Here is a 428-nt window from a genome sequence, read left to right as displayed (position 1 = left end):
TCGAAGGCGCGTATTGCGATCGATCACAAGATGCTCGCGAAGCTGAAAACCTGGATCAGTGAGTGGCAGGTGCTCAACAAACAGATCAGCGACACCCGTCGCAGCTGGCTCTACCCAACCGCTTACAACCCCCGCAAAAGCATCGCCAGCCACCTGCGCACGCTCGAGCAAAAGCTTCGCCTGCACGAACTGAGCATGCCCGCCCTGCTCGACTTTCAGAACAACGAGTACGCCAGGCAGTTGCAGGATGAGATTCGCCTGCACTTCCAGTCCGGCAAAGCCATCGCCAAAGACTGGCTGGCGACCGCCAAACGCTGGCTCGATGGACTGGGAGGGATTGCCGGCTCGATCACCTGGAGCGTGATCATGCTCAACTTCATCAACACCGCCTTCACTTATCGCGACCTTACTCGGGATGGAGACTTCAG

At 57.9% G+C, this 428-nt stretch carries 1 pseudogene; it reads left to right on the top strand.

What is annotated here, in order from left to right:
• Positions 1–428, top strand: a pseudogene (locus AO388_RS05735) (hypothetical protein); the annotation flags it as partial.

This window comes from Pseudomonas sp. ICMP 10191, from assembly GCF_001467335.1.
GTDB lineage: Bacteria > Pseudomonadota > Gammaproteobacteria > Pseudomonadales > Pseudomonadaceae > Aquipseudomonas > Aquipseudomonas cerasi.
This window is presented reverse-complemented; position numbering and strand designations above follow the sequence as displayed.